Origin of the sequence: Streptomyces sp. NPDC059917, from assembly GCF_042730635.1 — a bacterium.
In the GTDB taxonomy this organism is placed as follows: Bacteria; Actinomycetota; Actinomycetes; order Streptomycetales; family Streptomycetaceae; genus Streptomyces.
Window position 1 is genome coordinate 1 of the sequence record NZ_JBHWLC010000084.1, and the last position, 17,493, is coordinate 17,493.

Annotated in this window: 16 protein-coding genes; 7 read left to right on the forward strand and 9 right to left on the reverse strand. The window is 73.4% G+C overall.

What is annotated here, in order from left to right; translation table 11 throughout:
- Nucleotides 1-54 precede the first annotated feature (54 nt).
- From ACFWAR_RS33055 to ACFWAR_RS33065, 3 genes are read right to left on the reverse strand one after another with little or no spacing between them, the layout of a single operon-like run.
- A complete protein-coding gene (locus ACFWAR_RS33055; RefSeq protein WP_385785320.1) occupies nt 55-2,109 on the reverse strand; it encodes a thioredoxin domain-containing protein in 2,055 nt (684 codons plus the stop codon).
- A 48-nt stretch (nt 2,110-2,157) separates the two neighbouring features.
- A complete protein-coding gene (locus ACFWAR_RS33060; RefSeq protein WP_385785323.1) occupies nt 2,158-3,558 on the reverse strand; it encodes a recombinase family protein in 1,401 nt (466 codons plus the stop codon).
- Between the two features lie 17 nt (nt 3,559-3,575).
- A complete protein-coding gene (locus ACFWAR_RS33065) occupies nt 3,576-4,328 on the reverse strand; it encodes a DUF4344 domain-containing metallopeptidase (RefSeq protein ID WP_385785326.1) in 753 nt (250 codons plus the stop codon).
- Between the two features lie 154 nt (nt 4,329-4,482).
- On the opposite strand from ACFWAR_RS33065, the gene ACFWAR_RS33070 reads away from it, so the two are divergent.
- Complete coding sequence (locus ACFWAR_RS33070; protein ID WP_385785329.1) at nt 4,483-7,665, forward strand: tetratricopeptide repeat protein; 3,183 nt, start codon at nt 4,483-4,485, stop codon at nt 7,663-7,665.
- A 77-nt stretch (nt 7,666-7,742) separates the two neighbouring features.
- Here the strand turns inward: ACFWAR_RS33070 and ACFWAR_RS33075 are convergent, their stop codons facing one another.
- Together ACFWAR_RS33075 and mca are read right to left on the reverse strand one after the other, a co-directional pair.
- Complete coding sequence (locus tag ACFWAR_RS33075; RefSeq protein ID WP_385785331.1) at nt 7,743-7,982, reverse strand: hypothetical protein; 240 nt, start codon at nt 7,980-7,982, stop codon at nt 7,743-7,745.
- A gap of 2 nt (nt 7,983-7,984) precedes the next feature.
- Complete coding sequence (mca, locus tag ACFWAR_RS33080; protein ID WP_385785334.1) at nt 7,985-8,866, reverse strand: mycothiol conjugate amidase Mca; 882 nt, start codon at nt 8,864-8,866, stop codon at nt 7,985-7,987.
- A gap of 112 nt (nt 8,867-8,978) precedes the next feature.
- On the opposite strand from mca, the gene ACFWAR_RS33085 reads away from it, so the two are divergent.
- Nucleotides 8,979-9,395, forward strand: a complete 417-nt coding sequence (locus ACFWAR_RS33085; protein WP_385785336.1) for a DUF4307 domain-containing protein — start codon at nt 8,979-8,981, stop codon at nt 9,393-9,395.
- A 199-nt stretch (nt 9,396-9,594) separates the two neighbouring features.
- Nucleotides 9,595-10,092, forward strand: coding sequence for a transcription elongation factor GreA (gene greA / locus ACFWAR_RS33090; RefSeq protein ID WP_385785338.1), 498 nt, complete (start codon nt 9,595-9,597; stop codon nt 10,090-10,092).
- Nucleotides 10,093-10,192: 100 nt separating this feature from the next.
- On the opposite strand, the gene ACFWAR_RS33095 is transcribed toward greA, so the two are convergent.
- From ACFWAR_RS33095 to ilvA, 3 genes are all read right to left on the reverse strand, one after another.
- A complete protein-coding gene (locus ACFWAR_RS33095) occupies nt 10,193-11,050 on the reverse strand; it encodes an ABC transporter permease (protein WP_385785341.1) in 858 nt (285 codons plus the stop codon).
- Nucleotides 11,047-12,087 carry an ATP-binding cassette domain-containing protein gene (locus ACFWAR_RS33100; protein WP_385785343.1) on the reverse strand — a complete coding sequence of 347 codons (1,041 nt, stop codon included), beginning with the start codon at nt 12,085-12,087 and terminating at the stop codon, nt 11,047-11,049. Before ACFWAR_RS33100 ends, ACFWAR_RS33095 begins: the two co-directional genes overlap by 4 nt.
- A 181-nt stretch (nt 12,088-12,268) precedes the next feature.
- Nucleotides 12,269-13,501, reverse strand: coding sequence for a threonine ammonia-lyase (ilvA, locus tag ACFWAR_RS33105; RefSeq protein WP_385785346.1), 1,233 nt, complete (start codon nt 13,499-13,501; stop codon nt 12,269-12,271).
- A gap of 237 nt (nt 13,502-13,738) precedes the next feature.
- On the opposite strand from ilvA, the gene ACFWAR_RS33110 reads away from it, so the two are divergent.
- The 3 genes from ACFWAR_RS33110 to ACFWAR_RS33120 are packed head-to-tail and all read left to right on the forward strand — an operon-like array spanning nt 13,739 to nt 15,055.
- Entirely contained in the window at nt 13,739-14,260 is a 522-nt protein-coding gene (locus tag ACFWAR_RS33110) for a MarR family winged helix-turn-helix transcriptional regulator (protein WP_385785349.1), read from the forward strand.
- Between the two features lie 34 nt (nt 14,261-14,294).
- Nucleotides 14,295-14,804, forward strand: a complete 510-nt coding sequence (locus ACFWAR_RS33115; RefSeq protein WP_385785352.1) for a sigma factor-like helix-turn-helix DNA-binding protein — start codon at nt 14,295-14,297, stop codon at nt 14,802-14,804.
- Complete coding sequence (locus ACFWAR_RS33120; RefSeq protein ID WP_385785354.1) at nt 14,804-15,055, forward strand: hypothetical protein; 252 nt, start codon at nt 14,804-14,806, stop codon at nt 15,053-15,055. Before ACFWAR_RS33115 ends, ACFWAR_RS33120 begins: the two co-directional genes overlap by 1 nt.
- 57 nt (nt 15,056-15,112) lie before the next feature.
- On the opposite strand, the gene ACFWAR_RS33125 is transcribed toward ACFWAR_RS33120, so the two are convergent.
- Nucleotides 15,113-16,270 (reverse strand): cystathionine gamma-synthase, encoded by a 1,158-nt coding sequence (locus ACFWAR_RS33125; protein ID WP_385785357.1) that lies wholly within the window; start codon nt 16,268-16,270, stop codon nt 15,113-15,115.
- 93 nt (nt 16,271-16,363) lie between these two features.
- Between ACFWAR_RS33125 and ACFWAR_RS33130 the strand changes: the two genes are divergently transcribed.
- Complete coding sequence (locus tag ACFWAR_RS33130) at nt 16,364-17,470, forward strand: hypothetical protein (protein WP_385785360.1); 1,107 nt, start codon at nt 16,364-16,366, stop codon at nt 17,468-17,470.
- Nucleotides 17,471-17,493: the final 23 nt, after the last annotated feature.

Genomic DNA, 17,493 nt, shown 5'->3' on the forward strand with positions numbered 1-17,493 from the left:
GCCCCGGACCCCGCGCGGGGTCCGGGGCGCCGTCGGTTCGCCGACCGGCCGACCTCAGGGGCGGGCCGTGGCCAACTGCCCGGCCAGCTCCGCCGGGTCCGTCGTCGGCAGCGCGCAGACGAAGTGCCGGCACACGTACGCCGTCGGCACGTCCCCCACCAGGGCCCGACCGGCCAGCAGCGGGAACTCCCCGACGCTCCCGTCCGCCTTCCCCGGCAGCCCGGCCGCCACCACCGCGCCCGGGGCCGCCCCCAGCAGCGCGGCCCGGTGCAGCGCGGCCGTCGCCGGATCCTCCGGGTGCCCGGCCACCGCCACCTCGCGCGGCCCGTCCAGCAGCGCCTCGACCACCGCCAGCCCCTGCCCGATGAAGCGCGGGGCCCGCGGCCCGAGCGCCCCCACCACCCCGAGCGCGCGCTCGGCCGCCGTCCGGTGCGCCTCCGAGCCGGTGTGCGCGGCGTACGACAGGAGCGCCCCGGCGGCCGCCGTCCACCCGGAGGGCGCCGCCGTGTCCGTCGGGTCCTGCGGGCGCCGGATCAGCCGCTCGGCGTCGTGCGCGGTGTCGTACAGCGACCCGTCCTCGGCCGTGAACCGGTCCAGCACCAGGTCCACGAGGAAACCGGCGAACTCCAGCCACACCCCCTCGCCGGTGACCGACGCCAGCGCGAGGAACCCCTCGGCGACGTCGCCGTAGTCCTCCAGCACCCCCGCGTTGACGCCGACCGCGCCGTCCTTGCTGGTCCGGGCGAGGCGGGCACGGCCGTCCATGTGCACCCGGACGAGCAGGTCCGCGGCCTCGGTGGCCCGCTCGACCAGGTCGGGGCGGTCGAAGTACGCCCCGCACTCGGCGAGGGCGGCGACGGCCAGCCCGTTCCAGGCGGCCACGATCTTGTCGTCCCGGCCGGGCGCCGGGCGCCCGGCGCGGGCGGCGAGCAACCGCGCCTTGATCCCGGCGATCCGGTCCGCGTCGGCCTCCTCCCCGTCCTCGGGGAGCTGCAGGACCGACGTCCCGTGCTCGAAGGTGCCCTCCTCGGTCACCCCGAAGAGCGCGGCCGCGAAGGCGCCGTCCTCCTGCCCCAGCACCTCGGTCAGCTGGGTCGGGGTCCAGGCGTAGTAGGCGCCCTCCACGTGCTCCCCGGTGGCCGGGTCCTCGCTGTCGGCGTCCAGCGCGGAGGCGAAGCCGCCCTCGCGGGTGCGCAGTTCCCGGACCATGAAGTCGGCGGTCTCCAGCGCGACCCGCCGGGCCAGCGCGGAGCCCGTGGTGCGCCACAGGTGCGCGTACGCCCGGCAGAGCAGGGCGTTGTCGTAGAGCATCTTCTCGAAGTGCGGGACCACCCACTCCCGGTCCACGGAGTAGCGCGCGAAGCCGCCGCCGAGCTGGTCGTAGATCCCGCCGCGGGCCATCGCCTCGCAGGTCCGCTCGGCCATCTCCAGCGCGCCCTCGGCGCCGGTGCGGGCGTGGTGGCGCAGCAGGAACTCGATGACCATGGACGGCGGGAACTTCGGCGCCCCGCCGAAGCCGCCGTGCGCCTCGTCGTACTCCCGGGTCAGCCCCAGCAGCGCCTGCCCCGGCACCTCGGCGCCGGGCAGGGCGGCCTTGCCGTAGTCCAACTGCCGCCCGGCCAGGTCCCCCACGATCCGCCGCGCCACCTCGGCGACCTCCTCGGGCCGCCCCACCCAGGCGGCCCGCACCCCTTCGAGCACCTGCGTGAAGGAGGGCATCCCGTGCCGCGGCTCGGGCGGGAAGTAGGTCCCGAAGTAGAACGGCTCGGCCTCGGCGTTGAGGAAGACGGTCATGGGCCAACCGCCCTGCCCGGTCGCCGCCTGCACGGCCTCCATGTAGACGGCGTCGATGTCGGGCCGCTCCTCGCGGTCGACCTTGACGTTGACGAAGTGCTCGTTCATGTAGGCGGCGGTGAGCTCGTCCTCGAAGGACTCGGAGCTGAAGACATGGCACCAGTGACAGGAGCTGTAGCCGACGCTGAGCAGCACGGGCACCCCCCGCTCCCGCGCCGCCGCGAACGCCTCCGGCGACCAGGGCCACCAGTCGACGGGGTTGTCGGCGTGCTGGAGCAGGTAGGGCGAGGTCTCGTTCGCGAGGCGGTTCGACATGCCGCCCATCCTGCCGCACCGACCCCCCGCCGCCACGTGACGGGGCCATCAGGCCTCCGGTTCAGCCTTCCCCGGACTGTCGGCCCGTCTCCAGACGGGTACCACGCGCGAGTGGTCCCAGATCGGGGAGCCCTTCTTCCCCGGCCGGATCACAAGGCGCTCGAAGACCGATGCGATCACCCTCCGCTTCTCGTCGAATCCCATCTCGCCCGCGCACCAGCGCGATCGGATCGAATCCGGGAGCCGGCCCGCCCCGGGCGCGTCCTCAGGAAAGAGCAGTCGAGCAATGGCCTCCTCCACCAAGGGGCCGCTGATCGCGCACTTCCCGCAACCGCGGCCGGCGGCACCGTCGCATCGGTAGTTGTACGGGCTCCGAAGGCTGCGGGTGCTCTTGCCACCGCCCATGGGCTGATCGCACGTGCCGCCCCCCGCGACCTCGGCCCCACAGCGCAGGAACCCGCTGGCGAGGTACGACGGTCCGGCCCTGCGGCCGGTCAATCGCGGGGCGAGCGGACCACGGTGCTTGTACAGACTGCCCGCCGAGAACGTGGCGCAGACCGCCGTCCACTGCTCTGGAGTGACGATGACCTGCCATGTCCCGAGCAACGGCTCACCCGTCCGCGCGTCCGTCAGCAGTTCGCCCCGATGAGCGCGGAAGCCGCAGACTCTCGGAGCCGTGAGGATCTGGGTGACCGTCTGCGGGTTGGGTCGCCCACCGCGCGTTCCGGTGATGCCCAGAGCACACCATCGCCTCGCCACTTCGCCGATGGACTTCCCGGCGATCCGATCCTCGACCGCCCTGCGCACGAGCTCGGACTCCACGGTGTGGAGCGTCCTCCGGTCCTCTTGCCATCCGAACGGTCTGGGGCCGCTGTGCGGGAGCCCCTCCATGGCCCGCGACCAGTGCCAGTCCTGGACCCTACGCCCCCGGATCCGCCCCTCCTCCGCCGCCGCCCGGAGGGAATCCACACCTCGTAGGAGCCCCACCTCGCCGTATGGATCGCGCAGGCCGTCCCGGTCGACGTGCACCCGGCCCGGCGCGGAGGTCAGGGCCGCCATGTAACGGATGAAGTCCTCGGGCCTGCGGTAGAGGCGGTCGTCCGCGACCGCGACCACACCGGCCAGGCGCCTGGAGTCGGAGCCGCGTCCACCGTGGAGGTCTGCGAGCAATCGCTCGAAGGCCGGGCGGTTCCGATCCTCCTTCGTGGCACTGCACGCATTGTCCGCATACGTCGCCACGACCACGCAGCCGTGTTCCCGAGCGGTCCGTTCGTTGATCCGGTGCTGGCGTCGGACGCCTCGTGCGTCACTCGCGGGTGAGTCCTGGGACGTGCGGGCGTACGAGGCCACCGGTATGGGACCGCCTTCGGCGGGGTGGGGTAGGGAGTCCACGTCGTTTTCCCGATCGACTGTTCTTGCGATGCTCGGTTCAACGCACGAGCGGACCATCGGTTACGTGCGCCCGGTCACCGCCGCAGTAGTGGGGTCAGGTCCTGTAGCCAGGCGTCGCGGGTGGTGGGCCAGGTGGTGGGGCAGTGGGGGAAGCGGGGGGCCAGGTCCGGGTGGTGGGCGGGGGCGGCGCCGTAGAGGTGGCACAGGTGGGCGGCCTCGCGGACCGCGTCGGGGGCGTGTTCGTCCTGGTCCTCGGCGTGCGGGCCGGTGCCGGAGGCCGCGGCCAGGGCGTACTCCCGGGCGGCCAGTCGCAGCGCGCGCTCGCCGGGAGGGCCCTGGCGCAGGAGCATCAGGGCGGCGAAGCGGTCGGCCGCGTCCTCCTCGGCCCTGCCCTCGGCCGGTAGGTCCAGGAGGTCCACGAGGGCGTGGCCCGCCTCGTGGAAGAGGGTTTCGGTCCAGACCGCGGAGACCGCCTCGTCGGCCGGGCGGTCGCCGGCCCGTTCGAACAGGGCCCGGTCCTCGACGGCGTCGTCGTAGCACAGCTCGATGCGGCGCACCCCGGGCGCGTAGCCGGAGCCCTCGCCCGCACAGGACTTGGCGACGACGACCACCTCGTGGGGCAGGTCGAGGAAGGCGTTCAGCCGGTCGGCCGCGTCCTCGGCCCCGCGCCCGGCGCGCAGCCGGGCCGCCTCCGCGCGGTCGGCCGCGGCGGGGGGTTCGTAGCGGACGGTGAAGCCGGTGCGGGCGGGCGGGTCGGGGGACGGGGCGGCGCAGCCGGTCAGCAGGAGCGTCGCGACCGCGGTCGCCGCCCTCACGCGTCGTTCCATGCGCGTGATTCTCGGTCATCGATGGAGTCGATGGGTCGTCAATTCGGTGGCGAACAGCGGCCGATAGCTCTGAACTCGCTCAGATTCTCTCGCGCTCGGGCCCACCGCGAAGGACACTTGGGGCTCGTACCGGGCTCTTCGGAGGAGGATGCGGATGCGGGTCAGCCATCGCAATGAGGCCGAGCGTCTGCTGGAACGGGCCGTCGACGAGGAGTCGTCGCGGTCCGGGACGGCCGGGGACAAGGCCGCGCTGCTCGCGCGGGGGCGGGAGGCCCTCGACGCGCTGGCCGCCAGCGCCGCCGAGGAGTACGCGGCGTACGTGAGCGCCCTGGACGAGGCCGCCGCCGGGGAGCATTCGCTGCGCGAGGCGTTCCGGCGGCAGAGCGCCTCGACGGCGGTACTGGCCTGCGCGGTGGCGGCGGCGGCCGCCTTCGGGATGGACGTGGCGCTCGACGCGCCCGCGGCGACGGCGACGGCCGCAGGGGCCGCCGCGCTGGTCGCGGGCGCCCTCGCGACCGTCGCGAAGGTGACCGGCACCCACCTGCCCGCGGCGAGCCGCCGGGCGGGCGCCCTGGGTCAGCCGGGCGGCCCCGAGCAGCTGAAGCTCCAGTGGTTGTCGGCGCTGGAGGTGCGGGGCATCCGCCCCTTCCTGGCGCAGCAGCGGCAGGTGACGACGGCCGCACGGGCGGTGCGGCCCGCCCGGACGCCACAGTTGCGCGGGGCGGACCGCAGCGCCGAGGCGCGCCAGCGCCGGGTGCTGGAGCAGTCCTTCGGACAACTGCCGGACCCGGTCGGTGCGTTCACCGGTCGACGCGCGGAGATCGGACAGATCGCGCAGTGGGTGCAGGCCGCGCGGGCCAGTACGCAGACCCGCCCGGTGGTCGTCGTGCTGCACGGCGAGCCGGGCGTGGGGCGCACCGCGCTCGCGGTGCGGGCGGCGCACCAGCTGCGGGACCAGTACCGGGGCGCCTGCGTGGTGGCGCTGAGCGGGAGCGGCGGCGGGAGCGGCGGCGAGGCGGCGCTGCCGACCCGGGAGGCGCTGCTGCACCTGCTGAACCGGTTGGGCGCGCCGCGCGAGCAGCTGCTCTTCCGGGAGCGCTCCTCGGCGGACCAACAGGTGCGCAGGCTCACGGAGTTGTACCACCAGCACCTCCAGGGCATGCCGGTCACGGTGGTGCTGGACGACGCCGCGGACGCGGCGCAGGTGCGCACGCTGGTGCCGGAGCGTTCGGACAGCCTGGTCCTGGTGACCGCGCGGGAGGCGCTGGAGCTGCCCGCGGACACCCCGGCGTGGGTGCACCACCTGGCGGTGGAGCGCCTCGGCGCGGCGGAGTCCGCGGAGGTGGTGCGGGCGGGCGCGGAGGCGGCCGGCGTCGGGCCGCACGCGGACGAGGTGACGGCGGGGCTGCTGGGGCTCGGGGCGGGGCTGCCGCTGGCGCTGCGCGTCCTGGCCCCGCTGGGCGGCGTACGGGCGGGCGAAGGGGGGCTGCTGGAGCGGTCGCTGGAGCTGGCGTACGTACGGCTGCCCGAGGACCGGCGGCGGCTGCTGCGGCGGCTCGCCCTGGCCGGACGCGCCTCGCTGGGGGCGGCCGCGGCCGCGGCGCTGATCGGGGCCGACCGGGCGGAGGCGGGGCGGCTGCTGCGGGAGCTGGCGAAGGCGGGGCTGCTGGACCACGTGCGCGGGGAGCGGTACCGGATGCACGACGCGGTGCGCGCCTTCGCGGCGGCGCGGTTGGCGGCGGACGAGGAGCGGGCCTCGGCGACGGCGGCGCACGAGCGGCTGATCCGGAACTACGCGCAGCTGGCGGACTCGGTGATCCGGATGGTCGACGGGAAGACCTCGACCCGGGCGAACCACTTCGACGGGCACGGCTTCGCCTCCCTGGACGCGGCGCTGAACTGGCTGGAGGAGGAGTCGAGCTTCATCACCTCGGCGCTGCGGCAGTCGGAGGGGGTGGACCAGCAGGCGGTGCTGGACCTGCTGGGGGCGCTGTGCGACTTCTGCCTGCTGCGCGGGGACCTCTACCGGCTGGGCGAGATCAACGAGCTGGCGCAGGCGGTGAACCAGGGCCGGCTGGTGCGCTCGGTGCAGTGGCGCACGGGCATCGCGGCCCGCCAGCTCGGTGAGCTGGACAAGGCGCGCACGACGCTGACGTCGGTGGTGGACCAGTACATGGAGGCGCACCAGGAGGCGGGCGCGGCGATGGCGCTGGTCTCGCTGGGGATCACGCTGCACCACCAGGGGAACCTCCCGGAGGCCGCGGCGCGGATCCGGCAGGCGATCGCGCTCCAGGAGCCGCCGGAGCTGGCGGGCGACCGCGCGTGGGCGCTGCACGCGTTGGCCGCGGTGGAGCGCGACCGGGCGCACCTGGCCGAGGCGCTGGCGCTGCTGGAGCGCTCGCTCGTGCTGCACCGGGAGAACGAGAGCGTGCACGGCGAGGCGTGGGCGCACTTCCAGCTCGGGCAGGTGTGCCTGCGGATGGACGACGTGCCGCGCGCGGAGGCGGAGCTGCGCCTGGCGCTGGAGCTGTACGGGCGCACGCACGACGGCCGCGGCGAGGCGTGGGCGCTGACGCAGCTCGGGCGGGCCCGGGTGGTGGACGGCGATCCGGCGACGGCGGTCGGGCAGTTGCGCGAGGCGCTGGCCCGGCACCGGGAGGCGGAGGACGCGCGCGGCGAGGCGTGGACGCTGTACTACCTGGGGCAGGCGCTGGAGGAGAACGGGGAGCGGGATCCGGCGGTGCGCGAGCTGGAGCGGGCGCGGACTATGTTCTCGCGGATGCGGGACGTGTACGGGCTGGCGTGCGCGCGCCACCATTCGGGGCGGGTGACCCGGGACCAGCGCGCGGCCCAGACCGGCAACCTGCGCAACTCCGGCTTCGCCCGGCAGCTGCTGGTGGACGCCCGGGCGGACTTCCGGCGGATCGGGCTGGCCCACGGGGAGGGCTGGACCTGCCTGGAGCTGGCCGTGGTGGACGCGGGCAACGGGCGCCTGGCCCAGGCGGTCGGGCTGTGCGAGGAGGCGGGGCGGCTGTTCGCCTCGTACGGGGACCTGCGCGGCGGGGACTGGGCGCGCTTCCTGCGGTGCACGATGCTGGCGTACGCGACCCCGGGCCCCGAGGGCTTGGCGGATGCCCGCGCGGAGCTGGCCGCCCTGGTGGCGGAGCCGCACCCGGCGCGGGACGGGAAGCTGGAGGACTGCCTGGAGCCGTACGGGCTGATCCTGGCGCGCGGGGTGGACCCGGCGGAGGGCTGGCAGGCGTGGCGGCTGTCGATGGTCCCGGACCGGCACTCGCGGGAGATCATGGGCGTCGCGGTCCCGGCGCCGTCGGCGTAGCCGCGGGGCGCTTCGCGCGGGCGCGCGGAACCCGCCGCCCGCCCCTTGCGGGGCGGTGCGGCGGGCACGCGGGGTGCCTAGGAGGCCCGCGGGGCCTCGGTCGCCGTGGTGGCGGGTCCGGCCGCGGCGGGGTCGGGGGCCTCTTCGAAGCTGACCCGCCCCATGTGCCGGTTCATCGACTTCATCAGGAACCACACGCCGACGGCGAGGGCCGCGAACACGATGAAGCCGAGGAGGCCGGGGGTCACCTTGTTCTTGTCGAAGGTGTCACCCGCCAGCGGGAGGAGCTGGGTCAGTGCTGCCTGCGTAGCGCTCATAGCTACGCATTCTCCCGGATGCCCGCGAAGAGGTCGGACTCGGGGAGGGAAGTGTCGACGAGCGACTTCGCCAGCTCGTACTCCTCCGTGGGCCAGACCTCCTTCTGGACGTCCATGGGCACGCGGAACCAGCCGCCGTCCGGGTCGATCTGCGTGGCGTGCGCGATGAGGGCCTTGTCGCGGATCTCGAAGAACTCCGCGCACGGCACGTGCGTGGTCAGCGTGCGCTCGGTGCGCTCGAACTCCTTCCAGCGCTCCAACCACTCCCCGTAGGGGGACTCCATGCCGCGCGCGAGGAGCGCCTCGTGCAGGGCGACGGTGCGCGGCTTGTTGAAGCCCTGGTTGTAGTAGAGCTTGAGCGGCTGGTACGCCGGTCCGAACTCGTCCTCGGGGTACTTCTCGGTGTCGGCCGCGCCCTCGAAGGCCACCATGGAGATCTGGTGGGTCATGATGTGGTCGGGGTGCGGGTAGCCGCCGTTCTCGTCGTAGGTGGTGATGACCTGCGGCCGGAAGCCGCGGATCTTCTTCACCAGCTCGCCGGCGGCCTCGTCGACGTCCGCGAGCGCGAAGCAGCCCTCGGGCAGCGGCGGCAGCGGGTCGCCCTCGGGCAGGCCGGAGTCGACGTAGCCGAGCCATTCCTGCTCGACGCCGAGGATCTCGCGGGCCTCGTCCATCTCCTTGGCGCGCACCTCGTGGATGTGCTCCTCGATGTACTTGTCGCCCTGGAGCTTGGGGTTCAGGACCGAGCCGCGCTCGCCCCCGGTGCAGGTCACGACCAGCACGGGCACCCCTTCGGACACGTACTTGGCCATGGTGGCCGCGCCCTTGCTCGACTCGTCGTCGGGGTGTGCGTGGACGGCCATCAGTCGAAGCTGCTCGGTCAAGACAGGATCCTCTGTGATTCGTCAGGGTGAGGGCTTCTATAGTGACCGAATCAGGGGACCGAAAATTCCGGGGGCGGGGCAGCCCCGGCAAACCCTTGCGAGAGGAACGATCATGAGCGCGGTGCGCGAGGGACTGCCCGAGGGCCGGTACGGCCGGTCGGCGGACGAGCGGACCGACCGCAAGCTCAAGATCGTGGGCGGGGTGCTCGGGGCGGTGCTGCTGGGCGTGGTCGGCTGGATCGGCTGGGACTACGTCGGCGGGCAGAGCGTCAGCGGGGAGATCATCAAGTTCCAGGTGGTCTCGGACTCCGAGGTGCAGGTGCACCTGGAGGTCCGCAAGGACGCCTCCGTCACCGGGGTCTGCACGCTCAGCTCGCAGGACAAGCAGCACGGTGAGGTCGGTCGGGCGGACTACACCTTCGACCAGGCGTCGAGCCGGATCGACCAGATGCTCACGCTGAAGACCACCGGACGCGCCACGATGATCGAGCTGATCGGCTGCCAGCCGGCCGGGGGCGACCAGCACTAGGGGATGTGCCCGCCGCGGTCGTACGGGCCGCCGTACGGGTGATCATGGGGCGGCCGCAGGGCCGTGCTCCCGGGCCCTGACGCAGTTCACACGGCTGGTGTCCTCCCCCTTTTCTTCCCGAATTGTTAGGCTCGTGGTTTCGCCCTTTGGCGGCGACTTTGTTGTCCCCCTAGTCCCCCTGTACCGACGAGGAGCACCTGTGACCCAGACGAGCGAGAACGTCACCTGGCTGACCCAGGCGGCGTACGACCAGCTGAAGGCCGAGCTGGACTACCTCTCTGGTCCCGCACGCACGGAGATCGCGGTCAAGATCGCAGCCGCCCGCGAGGAGGGCGATCTGCGCGAGAACGGCGGTTACCACGCGGCCAAGGAGGAGCAGGGCAAGATGGAGCTGCGCGTCCGCCAGCTGACGCAGCTCCTGGAGAAGGCCAAGGTCGGCACCGCGCCCGCGTCCGACGGCGTGGTCGCGCCCGGCACCCTCGTGACGATCGCCTTCGACGGCGACCCGGACGACACGCTGGAGTTCCTGCTGGCCTCCCGCGAGTACGCCTCCTCGGACTTCGAGACGTACTCGCCGCAGTCCCCGCTGGGCTCGGGCGTGATGGGCAAGGCGATCGGCGAGGACGCCGAGTACGAACTGCCGAACGGCAAGAAGGCCCAGGTCAAGATCCTGGCCGTGGCGCCGTTCAACGGCTGACCCCCGGGTCGCGCACGCCGAGGGGCCCCCGCCGGACACGTTCCGGCGGGGGCCCCCGCGCGTGCGCCGGGCCCTGGGCACCCGGCGCCGCGCCCGCGCCCTACGCCGTCGCCGAGCGGTACTTGCGCACCGCCAGGGTCCGGAAGACCACGATGATCACGACGGACCACAGGATCGACGCCAGGATCGGGTGCTGCATCGGCCAGGCGGCCGGGGCCTCGTAGCCGGGCGGCAGGTTCCCGAAGAGCGTGCGGGCGGCCTGGACGGTCGCGCTGAAGGGGTTCCACTCGGCGATGTGCCGCAGGAAGGTCGGCATGTTGTCGGAGGGGACGAAGGCGTTGGAGATGAAGGTCAGCGGGAAGAGCCAGATCAGCCCGCCCGAGGTGGCCGCCTCCGGGGTCCGCACCGAGAGCCCGATGAGCGCCCCGATCCAGGAGAAGGCGTAGCCGAGCAGGAGCAGCAGGGCGAAGCCCGCCAGCACCTTGCCCAGGTTCTCGTGGGTGCGCCAGCCGACGATCACCGCCACGATCGCCAGCACCACGATGGTCAGGGCCGTCTGCACGAGGTCGGCCAGGGTGCGCCCGGTGAGCACCGCGCCGCGCGCCATGGGCAGCGAGCGGAAGCGGTCGATGAGGCCCTTGTGCATGTCGTCCGCGATGCCCGCGCCGGCGCCGGCGGTGGCGAAGGTGACGGTCTGGGCGAAGATGCCGGCCATCAGGAACTCGCGGTAGGCGGCGGGCGAGGTGTTGCCGCCGACGCTGATGGAGCCGCCGAAGACGTAGCTGAACAGCACCACGAACATGACCGGCTGGATCACCCCGAAAATAATCATTTCGGGAATCCGGGACATGCGGATCAAATTGCGCTTTGCGATCACCAGCGAGTCGTTGACCGACTGGACGACGCCGCCGCGGGGGCGCGGCGCGGCCAGCTCCGCCGTGCGGGAGGTGATGCTCACCTGGCCTCCTCCTTCTGCGCCTTGGCGGCCTTGCCGCCCCTGTTGCCCCGGCCGCCCTTGGCGGCGCCGGGGTCCTCCCCGTCGTCCTCGTCCGCCAACGCGGCGGCGTGGCCGGTCAGGGAGATGAAGACGTCGTCGAGGGTCGGGCGGCGCAGGCCGATGTCGTCGATCTCGATGCCCCGGCCGTCCAGTTCGCGGATGACCTCGGCGAGCAGCTTGGCGCCGCCCGTGACGGGCACGGTGAGCTTGCGGGTGTGTTCCTCGACGGTCGTCTCGCCCTTGCCGAAGGCGGCGAGGACCTCGCGGGCGGTGGCGATGTGCTCGCGCTCGTGCACGACCACCTCGACGCGCTCGCCGCCGGTCCGCGCCTTGAGCTGGTCGGAGGTGCCGCGGGCGATGACCCGGCCGTGGTCGACCACGCAGATGTCGTGGGCGAGGTGGTCGGCCTCCTCGAGGTACTGGGTGGTGAGCAGCAGGGTGGTGCCGCCCGCCACGAGCTCCTGGATGATCCCCCACAGCTGCTGGCGGTTGCGCGGGTCCAGGCCGGTGGTCGGCTCGTCCATGAACATCACGGGCGGGCTGACGACCAGGGCGGCCGCGAGGTCGAGGCGCCGGCGCATGCCGCCGGAGTAGGTCTTGGCGGTGCGGTCCGCGGCGTCGCCGAGGTTGAAGCGTTCGAGCAGTTCGGCGGCCCGCGCCTTCGCGGCCCTGCCGCTCATCTGGTAGAGCTGGCCGACCATCTGGAGGTTCTCGCGGCCGGTGAGGTACTCGTCGACCGCGGCGAACTGACCGGACAGGCCGATCGCGCGGCGCACCTCGTTGGGGTGTTTGAGGACGTCGATGCCGGCGACGACGGCCTTGCCGCTGTCGGGCTGGAGGAGGGTGGTCAGGACGCGCACGGTGGTGGTCTTGCCCGCCCCGTTGGGGCCGAGCAGGCCCAGGACGGTGCCTTCGGGGACATCGAGGTCCACCCCGTCCAGAGCCCGTACGTCGCCGAAGGTCTTGACCAGACCTTCGGCGTAGATGGCGCCTGGCATATGGATTCTCCTAGCAAAAAGGATGTTTCCTACGCAAATCTTATGGTTGCCAGGCCGACCTCGCCCGGCCGAACGGGTGACCCCGCGGAGACCGGGCACACGCTATCGCGTCATATCGCGATGCGCAGCCGTATGGAGGGATGGAAGGGAGGAACGATCGGACGACCCGTGTGATCGCCGCTCAGGACATGACCTTGTACCCCGCGCCGTGCAGCGTCCGCGCGACCTCCGCGCAGTGCTCCGGCCCCTTGGTCTCCAGGTGCAGCTCCACCTCCACCTCCGTGAGCCCGAGCCGCGGATCGGTCCGTACGTGGCTCACGTCCAACACGTTCGCATCCACCACTGACAACACCCCCAGCAGACCGGCCAGCGCCCCCGGCCGGTCCGCCACGCGCAGCCGCAGCGACAGGTACCGCCCCGCGGCCGCCATGCCGTGCCGCAGGATCCGCTGGAGCAGCAGCGGGTCCACGTTGCCGCCGGACAGCACGGCGACCACCGGGCCGTCGCCGTACCGCTCGGGCTCGCTCATCAGGGCGGCGACCGGACTGCAACCCGCGGGCTCCACCACGAGCTTGGCCCGCTCCATGCAGAGCAGCAGCGCGCTGGAGAGCGCGTCCTCCGACACCGTGCGCACGTCGTCGAGGAGCTCGGCGATGATGTTGAAGGGGACGTCGCCCGGGCGCCCCACCTTGATGCCGTCGGCCATCGTGTTGGGGGACGCGACGGAGACCGGGTGGCCGACCTTGAGCGAGGGCGGATAGGCGGCCGCGCCCGCCGCCTGGACGCCGACGACCCGCACGTCGGGGCGCAGCGCCTTGACGGCGACCGCGATGCCCGCGGCCAGGCCGCCGCCGCCGATGCCGACGACGATCGTGCGGACCTCGGGGCACTGCTCCAGGATCTCCAGGCCCACCGTGCCCTGGCCGGCGATGACGTCGCGGTGGTCGAAGGGGTGGATGAAGACGGCGCCGGTGCGGTCCGCGTAGTCCTGGGCGGCCGCGAGGGTCTCGTCGACGACCTGCCCGTACATGCGCACCTCGGCGCCGTACTCGCGGGTCGCGGCGACCTTGGGCAGCGGGGCGCCGACCGGCATGAACACGGTGGAGCGGACGCCGAGCAGCGAGGAGGCGAGGGCGACGCCCTGCGCGTGGTTGCCGGCGCTGGCCGCCACGACGCCGGCGGCGCGCTGTTCGGGGCGCAGGCCGGAGATGCGGACGTAGGCCCCGCGCAGCTTGAAGGAGCCGGTGCGCTGGAGGTTCTCGCACTTGAAGTGGACCGGGGCCCCGATCAGCGAGGTGAGGTACCGGCTGCCTTCCATGGCGGTCACCCGCGAGACGCCGGACAGCATCTTCTGGGCCCCCCGGACGTCGTCGAGGATGACCTGGGGGACGGGCTCCGGCACGCGGTAGTTCATGGCCCCAAGTCTCGCAGTTGTGCGGGAGCCCGGCGCGGGCCGTCCGCGGGGCGGACGCCGGCCGCCCCGGATCCGGGGCGGGGGCGAAATCTCGCCATCCGAGACCGGTGCGGAAGGTCGCGCAATCCGGTCCCCGGCCCGCCGTACCAGTTCTCGCACGAGGCGTACGAGCCGCAGCGCAGCCGCGTACTCTGTCCCCCATCCTTGTCGGCCCCCATGCGAAGAGAGCCCACGGCCATGCCTTCCACTCCGGCCAATTCCGACCTCCCTGCGGCGCCGGACGCGCCCGCCGGGGCGGGTCTCCTGGACGCGCTCCAGCATCAGGTGGCGGTCTTCGCCCGGCGGGCGGAACAGACCCGCCTCGGCGGGGTCGGCCAGGCCCGCAACTCGATGGACCGCGCCGCGTACCTGCTGCTGAACCGCCTCGACCTGGAAGGCCCGATGGGGGTCAAGGCGCTCGCGGGCGGCATGGGCATCGACTCCTCCACCGTGACCCGCCAGGTCGCGCCGCTGGTCGACACGGGCCTGGTCAAGCGCACCTCGCACCCGGAGGACGGGCGCGCGGTGGTCCTCGCGCTGTCCCCGCGCGGGCTGGCGCGACTGGAGGAGGTCCGTTCCTCGCGGCGCGAGCTGATGTCCCGGGTCACGGAGGGCTGGTCGCCGGAGGAGCGCGAGGCGTTCACCTCGCTGCTCACCCGTTTCAACCTCTCGCTGTCGGAACTCATGGCGGCGGTCGCCGAGGGCGGTCCGACCTCTTGACCGGGGTGGTCCGACTGCCCGCACTATGTGGGTTGTGGACCACCAATCGACGTACGGACGCGCGGAGTTCGCCGGATCACTCGGTTCGCTCGCGCGTTCCCGACCGGAGTTCGAGGCCTTCGTCGCGGGCGCGGCGGGCCGGCTCCTGCACGTCGCCGTCCTGCTGACCGCCGAGCCGGAGGACGCGGCGCCGCTGGCGCGGCGGCTGCTGTCGGGGGCGCTGGCGCGTACGTTCGCGGACTGGCGCCGGCTGCGCGGGGACGACCCGTACGCCGCCACCCGCGCCGAACTGTGCGCCGCCTTCGCCCGCTCCGCCTGGCGCCATCACGGGCGCCCGCGGCCGGACGCGGGGGTGCTCGCCCGGCTGAGTCCGCAGGAACGTCTCGTCGTGGTCCTGCGCGTGTACGAGGGCGTGGCCGAGGAACAGACGGCCGCGCTGCTCGGGATCCCCGGGGACCGGGTGCGGGCGGTGTGCCACCGCGCGATGACCGCGCTGCGGGCGGCGGCCGCGGCGGATCCGGCCCCGCCCGGACGGGTCGCGTGATGGGCGCGCCCGACCGCAAGGAGGCCGAGGTCCGGCGGCTGCTGGAGGGCCCGCACCCGGTGGTGCCGGTGGACCTCGCGGCCGTCGCGGCCGCCCGGGGCACGCGGCTGCTGCGGCGGCGCCGGGCGCTGCGCCGCTTGGGGTGGGCCGTGGTGTTCGCGCTGGCGGTCGCCTTCGCGGTGTGGGCCTCGCTGACGCACCCGTGGGAGATACCGCCGACGGACGTGGCCCCGCCCCTGCGGGGCTGGTAGCCACGTCCGTCGTGGTGGATCCGCCGACCGGCGTCCCGGTCGCTGTGCGATCGGCGTCTAGCCGAGCGCCTGGGTCAGGTCCGCGATCAGGTCGTCGGCGGCCTCGATGCCCACCGACAGCCGGACCAGGTCGCCCGGGACCTCCAGGGCCGAGCCCACCACCGAGGCGTGGGTCATCCGGCCCGGGTGCTCGATCAGGGACTCGACGCCGCCCAGGGACTCGCCCAGGGTGAAGAGCTTGGCGCGGTTGCAGACCTCGACCGCCGCCTCCTCGCCGCCGACGACCTGGAAGGAGATCATGCCGCCGAAGGACTTCATCTGCTTCGCGGCGATCTCGTGGCCCGGGTGGTCCGGCAGGCCCGGGTACAGGACCTTGGAGACCTTCGCGTGGCGGGTCAGCATGTCGGCGACGCGGGTGGCGTTCTCCGAGTGCCGGTCCATGCGGACGGCCAGCGTCTTGATGCCGCGCAGCACGATCCAGGAGTCGAAGGGGCCGGCCACGGCGCCCATCGCGTTCTGGTGGTAGGCCAGTTCCTCGCCGAGGGCCGCGTCGGCCGTGATCAGCGCACCGCCGACGACGTCCGAGTGGCCGCCCATGTACTTGGTGAGGGAGTGCAGGACCACGTCCGCGCCGAGCGCGAGCGGCTGCTGGAGGTAGGGGGAGGCGAAGGTGTTGTCCACGACGAGCTTGGCGCCCGCCGCCCGCGCGATGCCGGCGATCATCGCGATGTCCGTGATGCCGAGCAGCGGGTTGGAGGGGGTCTCGACCCAGATGACCTTGGTCTTCGGGGTGATGGCCGCCTGGACCGCGGCCGCGTCGGAGGTGTCGGCCACCGACCAGTCGACGCCCCAGCGGGAGACGACCTTGGCGAAGAGGCGGAAGGTGCCGCCGTACGCGTCGTTCGGGATGACCACGTGGTCGCCCGGCGAGAGCAGCGTGCGCAGCAGGCAGTCCTCGGCCGCCAGGCCCGAGGCGAAGGCGAGGCCGCGGCGGCCGCCTTCCAGCGCCGCCAGGTTCTCCTCCAGGGCGGTACGGGTCGGGTTCGCGCTGCGGCTGTACTCGTAGCCGCCGCGCAGGCCGCCGACGCCGTCCTGCTTGTACGTGGAGACCTGGTAGATCGGGGGCACGACCGCGCCGGTCAGGGGGTCCGCCTTGTTCCCCGCGTGGATGGCGCGGGTTTCGAAGCTCTGGTGCTCGTGGCTGTCGTCGCTCATGAGCAGAGCCTAAGGGCTCCGCGGGGTGGAGCGGCCGGTGGTCCGGGCACCCCTCGTTCGCGTCCGGGGGCGTGCGTCTGGTTCGCTTGGTGCATGGAGATTCTGTGGTTCCTGATCGCGATCGGCATGCTCATCGCCGTCGTCGGGCCGTACGTGCGGCGCCGGCGCTCCGGCATCCGCCTCGTCGCGCCCGGCAACCCCGACGCCGCCGACCCCGACGACTACGGCTTCGCCCGGCAGGAGCAGCTCGACATCCGCGTCCCCGGACCCGACCAGGACCTGATGGACGCCCTCGGCAACGTCGAGCGCAGCGGCCAGTGGCAGGCGGCGTCCATGCTGCTCGCCGGCACCCCGCGCGACGGCGAGGTGCGCTGGCAGCGCGTGCAGGCCTTCGCCGGGGCGGCCGCGCTGGACCTCGCGCAGCGGCCGGGCGTCGGTGCGCCGTGGTTGAAGGCGTGGCGGCTGGAGGCCCCGAAGGACGCGGGCGGCGCGCAGGTGCACGCCGAGCTGCTGGTCCAGCAGGCGTGGCGGCAGTCGGGCGGCGTGGGTTCGACGGACCACAGGATCATCCTGGAGGAGGCCCGTACGGCGGTCGCAGGCAGCGCGCTGCTGGCTCCCGGCGACCCCGTCCCGTACATCACCGAGCTGGCCGTCGCCCGCGGACTGGGCTATTCCGAGGCCGAGTTCGACGCCCTGTGGGCGAAGATCATCGACCGGGCGCCGCAGCACATGGGCGCGCACCTGGCGGCGCTGCACTACTGGTGCGAGAAGTGGCACGGCTCCCGCGAGAAGGCCGACGCCTTCACGCACGCCGCGGCCGCGCGCGCCCCGCAGGGGTCCCTGCTCGCCGCGCTGCCGCTGTTCGCGGTGTACGAGCACCTGCCGGAGTTCACGACCGTGCAGAGCTTCTACCAGAGCGCGGTGGTCACCCGGGCCGTGGAGGGCGCGCTGTACGCCGTGCACTCGGCCCGCGCCGACGATCCGATGCTGGCGCACGTGCGCCACCTGCTGATCCTGTTCCTGGTCAACGGCGAGCGGTGGGCCGAGGCGATGGAGCAACTGCGCCACGTCGACGGGTACGTCGGCGCGCTGCCCTGGTCGCACAGCGCGGATCCGGCGGCGCACTACGCGGTGTACCGGGCGCTGGCCGTGGCGGGCTACGAGGCGAACGGCGGCTCCCCGGCGACCCTGCCGCACTGACCCGCACCGAATCGACCTGCGCT

Bases quoted from the DNA above. Each gene is read 5' to 3' on its own strand.
- ACFWAR_RS33065 (WP_385785326.1), bottom strand. From the start codon at position 4,328: ATGGAACGACGCGTGAGGGCGGCGACCGCGGTCGCGACGCTCCTGCTG.
- ACFWAR_RS33120 (WP_385785354.1), top strand. From the start codon at position 14,804: ATGGGCGCGCCCGACCGCAAGGAGGCCGAGGTCCGGCGGCTGCTGGAG.
- ACFWAR_RS33075 (WP_385785331.1), bottom strand. From the start codon at position 7,982: ATGAGCGCTACGCAGGCAGCACTGACCCAGCTCCTCCCGCTGGCGGGT.
- ACFWAR_RS33055 (WP_385785320.1), bottom strand. From the start codon at position 2,109: ATGTCGAACCGCCTCGCGAACGAGACCTCGCCCTACCTGCTCCAGCAC.
- ACFWAR_RS33125 (WP_385785357.1), bottom strand. From the start codon at position 16,270: ATGAGCGACGACAGCCACGAGCACCAGAGCTTCGAAACCCGCGCCATC.
- ACFWAR_RS33070 (WP_385785329.1), top strand. From the start codon at position 4,483: ATGCGGGTCAGCCATCGCAATGAGGCCGAGCGTCTGCTGGAACGGGCC.
- ACFWAR_RS33060 (WP_385785323.1), bottom strand. From the start codon at position 3,558: ATGGTCCGCTCGTGCGTTGAACCGAGCATCGCAAGAACAGTCGATCGG.
- ACFWAR_RS33130 (WP_385785360.1), top strand. From the start codon at position 16,364: ATGGAGATTCTGTGGTTCCTGATCGCGATCGGCATGCTCATCGCCGTC.
- ilvA (WP_385785346.1), bottom strand. From the start codon at position 13,501: ATGAACTACCGCGTGCCGGAGCCCGTCCCCCAGGTCATCCTCGACGAC.
- ACFWAR_RS33100 (WP_385785343.1), bottom strand. From the start codon at position 12,087: ATGCCAGGCGCCATCTACGCCGAAGGTCTGGTCAAGACCTTCGGCGAC.
- ACFWAR_RS33085 (WP_385785336.1), top strand. From the start codon at position 8,979: ATGAGCGCGGTGCGCGAGGGACTGCCCGAGGGCCGGTACGGCCGGTCG.
- ACFWAR_RS33110 (WP_385785349.1), top strand. From the start codon at position 13,739: ATGCCTTCCACTCCGGCCAATTCCGACCTCCCTGCGGCGCCGGACGCG.